Source organism: Sphingomonas sp. (assembly GCF_048594985.1).
Classification (GTDB): domain Bacteria; phylum Pseudomonadota; class Alphaproteobacteria; order Sphingomonadales; family Sphingomonadaceae; genus Sphingomonas_I.
The window spans coordinates 1-8057 of sequence record NZ_JBMDXG010000316.1; the positions used below are offsets into that span (position 1 = coordinate 1).

11 protein-coding genes are annotated in these 8057 nt (G+C 70.6%); 6 read left to right on the forward strand and 5 right to left on the reverse strand.

Annotated elements, in window-relative coordinates:
* A partial coding sequence (pabB, locus tag ACOJSF_RS12950) for an aminodeoxychorismate synthase component I (RefSeq protein ID WP_420142613.1) occupies positions 1-1509 on the reverse strand: 1509 nt, incomplete at its 3' end.
* Between the two features lie 104 nt (positions 1510-1613).
* Between pabB and ACOJSF_RS12955 the strand changes: the two genes are divergently transcribed.
* Positions 1614-2279: an MBL fold metallo-hydrolase gene (locus ACOJSF_RS12955; RefSeq protein ID WP_420142614.1), complete on the forward strand. Its 666-nt coding sequence runs from the start codon at positions 1614-1616 to the stop codon at positions 2277-2279.
* 6 nt (positions 2280-2285) lie between these two features.
* Here the strand turns inward: ACOJSF_RS12955 and ACOJSF_RS12960 are convergent, their stop codons facing one another.
* Positions 2286-3662 carry a cryptochrome/photolyase family protein gene (locus ACOJSF_RS12960; protein ID WP_420142615.1) on the reverse strand — a complete coding sequence of 459 codons (1377 nt, stop codon included), beginning with the start codon at positions 3660-3662 and terminating at the stop codon, positions 2286-2288.
* Between the two features lie 43 nt (positions 3663-3705).
* Complete coding sequence (locus ACOJSF_RS12965; protein ID WP_420142616.1) at positions 3706-4119, reverse strand: MAPEG family protein; 414 nt, start codon at positions 4117-4119, stop codon at positions 3706-3708.
* A gap of 173 nt (positions 4120-4292) precedes the next feature.
* Between ACOJSF_RS12965 and rpmF the strand changes: the two genes are divergently transcribed.
* From rpmF to ACOJSF_RS12990, 5 genes are all read left to right on the forward strand, one after another.
* Positions 4293-4472, forward strand: coding sequence for a 50S ribosomal protein L32 (rpmF, locus tag ACOJSF_RS12970; protein WP_420142617.1), 180 nt, complete (start codon positions 4293-4295; stop codon positions 4470-4472).
* Between the two features lie 21 nt (positions 4473-4493).
* Positions 4494-5516: a phosphate acyltransferase PlsX gene (gene plsX / locus ACOJSF_RS12975; RefSeq protein WP_420142618.1), complete on the forward strand. Its 1023-nt coding sequence runs from the start codon at positions 4494-4496 to the stop codon at positions 5514-5516.
* On the forward strand, positions 5513-6478 hold the full coding sequence (locus ACOJSF_RS12980) for a beta-ketoacyl-ACP synthase III (RefSeq protein WP_420142619.1): 966 nt from the start codon (positions 5513-5515) through the stop codon (positions 6476-6478). Before plsX ends, ACOJSF_RS12980 begins: the two co-directional genes overlap by 4 nt.
* 108 nt (positions 6479-6586) lie before the next feature.
* Positions 6587-6886 (forward strand): integration host factor subunit alpha, encoded by a 300-nt coding sequence (locus ACOJSF_RS12985; protein ID WP_420142620.1) that lies wholly within the window; start codon positions 6587-6589, stop codon positions 6884-6886.
* A 5-nt stretch (positions 6887-6891) separates the two neighbouring features.
* A complete protein-coding gene (locus tag ACOJSF_RS12990) occupies positions 6892-7275 on the forward strand; it encodes a MerR family transcriptional regulator (RefSeq protein WP_420142621.1) in 384 nt (127 codons plus the stop codon).
* Positions 7276-7285: 10 nt separating this feature from the next.
* On the opposite strand, the gene ACOJSF_RS12995 is transcribed toward ACOJSF_RS12990, so the two are convergent.
* Both ACOJSF_RS12995 and ACOJSF_RS13000 read right to left on the reverse strand, forming a co-directional pair.
* Positions 7286-7798: a thioredoxin family protein gene (locus ACOJSF_RS12995; RefSeq protein ID WP_420142622.1), complete on the reverse strand. Its 513-nt coding sequence runs from the start codon at positions 7796-7798 to the stop codon at positions 7286-7288.
* 127 nt (positions 7799-7925) lie between these two features.
* Positions 7926-8057: cold-shock protein (locus ACOJSF_RS13000; RefSeq protein WP_420142623.1), on the reverse strand; the 132-nt coding region annotated here is incomplete at its 5' end.

Consider the following 8057-nt stretch of genomic DNA (forward strand, 5'->3'; position numbering starts at 1 on the left):
CCCCCCGCCGGGCCGCGCCGGGGCGCGCCCGTCTCCATCGCCCGGGGGGGGGGGGTTTGTGGGGGGCGGGCGCCCCCCGCCCCCCGCGACCGGCAGCGGCACGATCCGCGCGGTTACCGGCGTTTCCGGCGCGGGCGGCAGCGCCGACACCGCGATCGCGATCGATCCGCTCGGGCCGATCCGCAGGCGCACGCGCGCGGGGGCGGTCAGGCGGAAGGTCGCCGCGTGAAGCTCGTTGCGCGTTTCGTGCCGGTCGAACGCGAAATCCAGCGCGCGCGCGCTCGCGCGCAGCCGCTCGATATGCGCGTCGAGCGCGACCAGTCCCTCCTCGGGATCGAATCGCATCGTCTCGATCAGGTCGAACGCGCGGTTGGCGGCGGTCACGAACGCCCCTTTGGCCAGGCATTCGGCCCATTCGAGCGCCGCCCGCGAATCGGCGACCACCGCCGATCCCAGCCCGATCCGTGCCTCATCCGCGCCGTCCTCCATCGTCAGCGTACGGATCGCGACGTTGAACGCCGCCGATCCGTCGGGGGTCAGATGTCCGATCGCGCCGGTATAGACGCCGCGCGCGTCGGGTTCGACCTCGGCGATGATCTCCATCGCGCGCAGCTTCGGCGCGCCCGTCACCGAACCGCACGGGAACAGCGCCGCCAGCACGTCGACCGCGTCCACCCCCTCGGCCGGGATCGCGGCCACCTCCGACACCATCTGATGCACGGTCGGATAGCGCTCGACCGCGAACAGCGCGGGCACCGTCACGCTGCCGGGCCGCGCGACGCGCGACAGGTCGTTGCGCAGCAGATCGACGATCATCAGATTTTCGGCGCGGTCCTTGGGATCGGCCGCCAGCGCCTCGGCCAGCGCGCGGTCCTCGGCCGCATCGCTCCCGCGCGGGCGCGTCCCCTTCATCGGCCGCGCGACGATCCGGGCAGCGTCGAGGGTGAAGAAGGTCTCGGGCGAGCAGGACAGGATCCACCGCCGCCCGTCATGCACGATCCCGCCCCACCCCGCCGCCGACGCCGCGCGCAGCCGCGCATACAGCGCCAGCGGATCGCCGAGCACGCGCACGGCGGCGCGGAAGCTGAGATTGGCCTGATAGATATCGCCCGCCGCGATATAGTCGAGCACGCGCCCCACCGCCGCCGCATGCTCGGCTTCGCTCACCAGCGGCCGGGGCGTCCCCGCCCACGCGCCGGCCGGATCGGGCAGGGTCGCCGGGTCGAACGGCTCGGGCGCGTCGAACAGCCCGAACCACAGCAGCGGGCCGCCATCGCCCCGCACCGCCAGCGCCCGGAGGCGCGGCTCCAACGCGTGGCCGGCCTCGTAGGATAGCCATCCCGCCGCATGCCCACCCCTCGCCACCTCCGCGCGCAGCCGGGCGAGCGCGGGCGCGACCTCCTCGGGCCGCTCGGCGCAGACGATCGCGCGCGGCGCGCGATAGACGATGCACCGTCCACCCGGCCGGGCGTCGTCGAGCAGGACGAAGGGCGTGCCGGCGCGCAGCATGAGCGCGCCTCTGCCCCCTCGCGACGGCGATCGCAATCATTGCCCCGGGGTTCGGCCCGGGTGCCGGCCTTGCCGCCGCCGCCCGGCCCCGCCATGTCGGGCGCATGGCCACGCTCCCGCCCCTCCGCGCCACGATCATTCCGGTCACGGCCTTCCAGCAGAATTGCACGCTCATCTGGTGCACCGCGACGATGCGCGGCGCGTTCATCGATGCCGGGGGCGAGCTTCCCAAGCTCAAGGCCGCCGCCGCGCAGCATGGCGTGACGATCGAGAAATTGCTCGTCACCCACGGCCATGCCGATCATTGCGGCGGCGTGGCGGCGCTCGCGCGCGATCTCGGCGTGCCGATCGAAGGCCCGCACGAGGAGGACCGCTTCTGGATCGCGGGGCTGAAGGAGGACGGCCCCCGCTTCGGGATCGAGGCGCTCCCGTTCGAGCCCGACCGCTGGCTGGTCGACGGCGATACGGTGACGGTCGGCAATCTGGTGCTCGATGTCTATCACTGTCCCGGCCACACGCCCGGCCACGTCATCTTCCACCACGCGCCATCGAAGCTGGCGCAGGTCGGCGACGTACTGTTCCAGGGTTCGATCGGGCGGACCGATTTCCCGCGCGGCAACCATGCCGATCTGATCGCGTCGATCACCGGCAAGCTGTGGCCGCTGGGAAACGACACGCATTTCGTGTGCGGCCACGGCCCGACCTCGACCTTCGGGCACGAACGCGCGACCAACCCCTATGTCGGCGACCGCGCTCTCGCGCGCGGCTGAGCGGGTTCAGCGCGCCTTGGCCATCGCCGCCAGCGCGCGTTCGCGCCCCTCGCGGTGCCCGATCAGCGGCGCGGAATATTCCTCGGGCGCCATGCCGTTCCCATGCGGATCGTGGATCGACGCGTCGTCCAGCTTTGCCAGCTCCGGCACCCACTGGCGGATATAGTCGGCGGCGTCGAACTTGGCCGACTGGACGAGCGGCGCCATGATCCGCCCGAACGGGCTCGAATCGACCCCCGTGCCCGACACCCACTGCCAGTTGACGCTGTTATTGCCGAAATCGGCGTCGACCAAAGTGTCCCAGAACCAGCGCTCGCCGCGCCGCCAATCGATCAGCAGATGCTTGATCAGGAAGCTGGCCGCGATCATCCGCACCCGGTTGTGCATCCACCCCGTCGTCCACAGCTGGCGCATCCCTGCATCGACGATCGGATAGCCGGTCCGCCCCTTCGTCCAGGCGTCAAAGTCGTCATCGGCCGCCTTGCCGCGCCGCCATGGCAGCGAATCGAACGCCTCCCGCCCGTTCGCGTCGGCATAATCGGGCCGCTGGTCGATCAGGTTCGACGTGAAGTCGCGCCACCCGATTTCCCTCAGGAAGGCGGGCGCGCCCGTCCGGCCGGCGACCGCATGCCACACCGCCGCCGGCGAGATCTCGCCCATCTGCAGGTGCGGCGACAGGCGTGTGCTGCCCTCGATCGCGGGAAGGTTGCGGTCATGATCATAAGGGCCGACGCGGTCGACGAACGCCTCCAGCGCCGCCGCCGCCCCCTCCTCGCCCGGCGTCCAGTCGGCAAACCCCTTGGCCCAGTCGGGCCTGGTCGGCAGCAATGCCCAGCTGGCCAGCCGATCGCCCTTGGGCGCGCGCTTCGCCCCGTGCAGCGCGCGCGGCGCGGGGCGCGGCTTTTCGGGCGGCATGCGCTGCTGCAGCGCGCGCCAGAAGGGCGTGAAGATGCGGAAGCGCCCGCCCGATCCGGTCCGCACGCTCTCCGGTTCGGCCAGCAGATAGCCCGGATGGCGGATGAGTTCGACCCGCTCGGCCAGCGCATCCTCCGCCGCCTTCCACCATGGTTCGTAATGGGTGAGGCAATGGACGCGTTTCACGCCCGCCTCCCCGGCCAGCCGCGCGACCTCGTCCGCCGCCCTGCCCCGCCGCAGCACGAGCGGCACGCCGCGCTCCTTCAGCGCATGGTCGAGCGCGGTCAGGCTGTGGTGCAGCCACCAGCGCTGCGCGCCGCCGATCCGCCAGTCGCCGGGGCCGTCATCGTCGAGGATGTAGCAGGCGATGACCGGCCCCTCCTCCGCCGCCGCGCGCAAGGCGGGCTGGTCGGCAAGGCGCAGATCCTGTCGAAACCAGACGAGGACGGGGTTCGGGGTGTCGGCCATCGCCGCTCAACTCCCCGCTCCGTCGATCGGATGCGTGGCGGCTCTACGCCCCGATGCGGACGCCGTAGGCGATCAGCACCGCCCACACGACCAGCCCGATCGTGGCGGTATAGGTCAGCAGCATCCCGCCCAGCCGGAACGGGTTCGGCGTGGGCCGGTCCATCCCGAACGGATGCAGCACGCGTCCGATCACCAGCGCCGCGCCCGCCACCCACAGGCCCCAGGACGGCCCGACGCGCAGCTCGACCAGCAGCATCAGGATCAGCGCGATCGGCACATATTCGTTGAAATTGGCGTGTGCGCGGCCGCGCGCGATCAGTTCGGGTGATCCGCCGTCGCCCACCATGACCTTGCGATAGCTGCGCACGCGCGAGACCCGGACCGATAGCCAGAGGTTGAGCAATGCCAGCGCGGCGGCGATGATGAGCGTGACGACGGGTGCGGCGGCGACGAGCATGGTGGACGTTCTCCCGCCGCGCCTCATGCCCGCCCCGCGCTTGCAACGCGAGCGGAAATCGCTATAGGGCCGGGCCTTCGCGACGCGTCCGGCCCCATGGCCCGCGACCCTCTGGTCGTTCGGCAGTAAGGCAGGGCGCGTCCTTTCGTTTTCGCTCAAAGACAGGTGCCGAGATGGCCGTCCCCAAGAGAAAGACCTCGCCGTCGCGGCGGAACATGCGCCGCAGCCACCACGCGCTGACGGTCGCGTCGTTTCAGGAATGCCCGAACTGCGGCGAGCTGAAGCAGCCGCACAACCTCTGCAATCATTGCGGGCATTATAACGGGCGCGAGATCCTCCCGATCGCCGACTGACGTTAGGGGGACGGGCGGCGCATGAACCTCGCCATCGATGCGATGGGCGGCGACGGCGGCCCGGAGGTCGTCGTTGCCGGGGTCGCGCGCGCGCTCGCCCGTAATCCCGGCCTGCGCTTCACGCTCTATGGCGACGAGGCGCGGCTTCGGACCGAGGTTGCGCGGCATCGCCGCTGCGGGGATCGCGTCACGATCGTCCACGCGCCCGACATCGTCAGCGGCGAGGACAAGCCCACGCAGGCGCTGCGCCGCGCGCGCACCAGCTCGATGGGCATGGCGATCGCCGCGGTGAAAGCGGGCGAGGCGGAGGCCGCGATCTCCGCCGGCAATACCGGTGCGCTGATGGCGATGGCCAAGGTCGCGCTCCGCACCATCCCCGGCATCGATCGCCCGGCGCTCGCCGCCTTGCTGCCGACGCTTGGCACGCATGACCTCGTCATGCTCGATCTCGGCGCGAACACCGAATGCGACGCGCGCAATCTGGTCGAATTCGCGATCATGGGCGCCGCTTATTCGCGCATCCTCCACGACGTGGGGGAGCCGCGCGTGCGCCTGCTCAATATCGGGACCGAGGAGCTGAAGGGCACCGAGACGCTGCGCGAGGCGGCGGCGATGCTGCGCGCCGCCGGCCATCTCCCGCTGCGCTTCGACGGCTTCATCGAAGCGAATGGCCTTGGCACGGGCGAGGCGGACGTGATCGTGTCCGACGGCTTCACCGGCAATATCGCGCTCAAGACGGCCGAGGGCACCGCCCGCTTTATCGCCGACCTGATCCGCCGCGCCTTCACCAGCTCGTTGCGCTCGAAATTCGGCTTCCTCCTTTCGCGCCCGGCGATCACGCTGCTGCGCAAGGGGCTCGATCCCAACACGCGCAACGGCGCGGTCTTCCTCGGGCTCACCGGCACCGTGGTGAAGAGCCATGGCGGCACCTCCGCCGACGGTTTCGCCAACGCGATCGAGGTGGCGGCCAAGCTTGCCCACGGCCGCATCACGCACCGCATCGCCGAGGATCTGGCCCGCATCCGCGAGCCCGCGGCCGCATGAGCATCCGCGCGATCATCGCGGGCACCGGATCGGCGCTGCCCGCGCGCCGCGTGACCAATGACGAGCTTGCGCAGACCGTCGACACGTCTGACGAATGGATCGTCGAACGCACCGGCATCCGCGCGCGCCACATCGCCGCCGAGGGCGAGACGACCGCGACGCTTGGCGCCGAGGCGGCGCGCAAGGCGCTCGCCGCCGCCGGGATCGACGCGGCCGCGATCGACCTGATCGTGCTCGCCACCGCCACCCCCGACCAGACCTTTCCCGCCACCGCGACCAAGGTGCAGGACGCGCTCGGCATCCGCGACTGCGTCGCGTTCGATGTCGCGGCGGTCTGCTCGGGCTTCCTCTACGCGCTGTCGGTCGCGGACAGCATGATTCGCGGCGGCGTCGCGCGCACCGCCTTGGTGATCGGGGCGGAGACGTTCAGCCGCATCCTCGATTGGGAGGATCGCGCGACCTGCGTGCTGTTCGGCGATGGCGCGGGCGCGGTCGTGCTGACCACCGGCGACGGCGCCGATGGGCGCGGCATCCTCTCGACCGCGCTCCACGCCGACGGCCGCCACAATCAGTTGCTCTACGTCGATGGCGGTCCGTCGACCACCGGCACCGTCGGCAAGCTGCGGATGAAGGGATCGGAGGTGTTCCGTCACGCCGTCACCAATCTCGCCGCCGTGCTGGGCGAGGCGCTGGAGAAAGCCGGGCTGACCGTCGCCGACGTCGACTGGGTCGTGCCCCACCAGGCCAATCGCCGCATCCTCGACGCGACCGCGCGCAAGCTCGGCCTGCCTGCCGAGCGCGTGGTCGTCACGGTCGACGAACATGCCAACACCTCCGCCGCATCGGTCCCGCTCGCCTTCGACGTGGCGGTGCGCGACGGGCGTATCCAACGCGGCGACCTGATCGTGTTCGAAGCGATGGGGGGCGGCTTCACCTGGGGCGCCGCCGTCGCCCGCTTCTAACGATCCGGCGACGTTCGCTTCCGTCGTCCGCGAATCGCGCTAGGTCCTTCGAAAGGCTTGTCTGTCCCGGCGCGATCGCGGTAGGACGCTGGACGGGGGGATTTTCGAATGGGTCAATCCGACACGTTGACACGCGCCGACCTGGCCGAGCTTCTGCATGCGCAGATCGGCCTGCCGCGCTCGCAATGCGCCAGCATCGTCGAAGAGATGATCGGCCACATGTGCACCGCGCTCGCCGACGGCCAGAACGTCAAGATTTCCGGCTTCGGCACCTTCGTGCTGCGCGACAAGGCGGAGCGAATCGGCCGCAATCCGAAATCGGGGGTCGAGGTGCCGATCGCACCGCGCCGCGTGCTCACCTTCCGCGCCAGCCAGACGCTGCGCGACCGTATCGTCCGCGAGGGCTGAGCCCGGTGGGAACGTCTCCGCCGAAGTCGGCGATCGCGTTCCGTACGATCGGCGAGGTCTCGGCCGAGTTCGGCATTCCCCAGCACATCCTGCGCTATTGGGAAACACGCTTTCCGCAGCTTCGGCCGCTGCAGCGCGCCGGCAATCGCCGTTATTATCGCCCGGCCGATGTCGACCTCGTTCGCCGGATCGATCGCCTGCTCAACCATGAAGGCTATACGATCAAGGGCGTGCGCAAGCTGCTCGACGGGGGCGCCGGGCAGCCGCCGTCACCGGACCTCGGCGCGACGCCCGCGGCCGCCGGTGCGCCTGCGCCGAAGGGTGAACTGCGCCGCATCCGCGACCGTCTCGCCGCCGCGCTGGCGCAGGATGGCGACACCGCCGCCTGACGCTTGCGTCTCAGCGGCGCGGCCATTGCGCGAGATAGTCGGCCAGACCCTGCGGGGTCATGGACCGTGCATCGGCCAAAGCCGCCGTGCGGCCCTCGTTGAGCAGGCGGTCGGTACGCGGGTCGACCACGAGCAGGCTCGGCACGCCTTCCAGCCGTTTGCGGATCCCGTAACGCGCCGGCACCGCTAGGTTCGTATCGAAGCGGCCGACATTGACGGTGACCAGCACATAATGGCGGGGAAGCCATCGCCGCACCTCGGGCAGCTCCATCACGCCCGCCAGCAGGCGACAGTCGAGGCACCAATTGCCGCCAAGATCGATCAGCAGCAGCTTGCCGGCCGCCTTGGCCTGCGCCCGCGCGCGCTTCACCGACGCGCTGGCATCGCCCGTCTCGGCATAGGGCAGCGGCAGTGGCTTGGGCAGCTGCTCGAAGGTCGCGGACCGCACGCGTGGGGCGGGGATCGCGGCAGGCGCCGCAGGGGCCAGCACGGCGGCAAGGGCCAGCAGGGCGGGAAGGCGCATCGGAATCTCCTATCGATTGGATAGGGATTAGGGCGCGCCGCTGCGGTATGAAGCAAAGACTTCTAGGGCAAGAAAAAGCCCGACCCGCATCGCTGCGGGCCGGGCCGGAACAGGTTTAATCCGTCTATCAGTTCGACGGCGACAGGTTCACCGCGGCATACTTCCCGCGCCGGTCGACCTCGAGCTCGAACTCGAGCTTGTCGCCTTCGTTGAGCGTGGTCATGCCCGCGCGCTCGACCGCCGAGATGTGCACGAACGC